This window comes from Deinococcus alpinitundrae (genome assembly GCF_009982895.1).
In the GTDB taxonomy this organism is placed as follows: Bacteria; Deinococcota; Deinococci; order Deinococcales; family Deinococcaceae; genus Deinococcus; species Deinococcus alpinitundrae.
Map to the genome: position 1 here is coordinate 1 of NZ_WXZL01000296.1, position 266 is coordinate 266.

Genomic DNA, 266 nt, shown 5'->3' on the forward strand with positions numbered 1-266 from the left:
ATAACTTGTATTGCTGCTTGTTTTTCTTCATCTGTCAGTTCATCATTTTGATTAACTAAATCTTCCATTTGATCAGCTTTTTGATTTACTGCATTTTCAGCATCAACACTTCGAATTAACGTGTGTTGCATTTGATTAGTTAATGTATCAATATCTGCTTGAGATACTCTTTGATCTAATGGAACATTGTTACGATTTTCATCTAAAATTGTTTGTGCACGTCTTTTGAGAGCATTAAAAATATCTAATGAGGCAAATGTATAATC

At 30.5% G+C, this 266-nt stretch carries 1 protein-coding gene; it reads right to left on the reverse strand.

The genetic code is table 11. The features are described 5' to 3' along the window. On the reverse strand, positions 1 to 266 hold a 266-nt coding region (locus tag GUI70_RS25790), incomplete at both ends, for a DUF1542 domain-containing protein (RefSeq protein WP_161884587.1).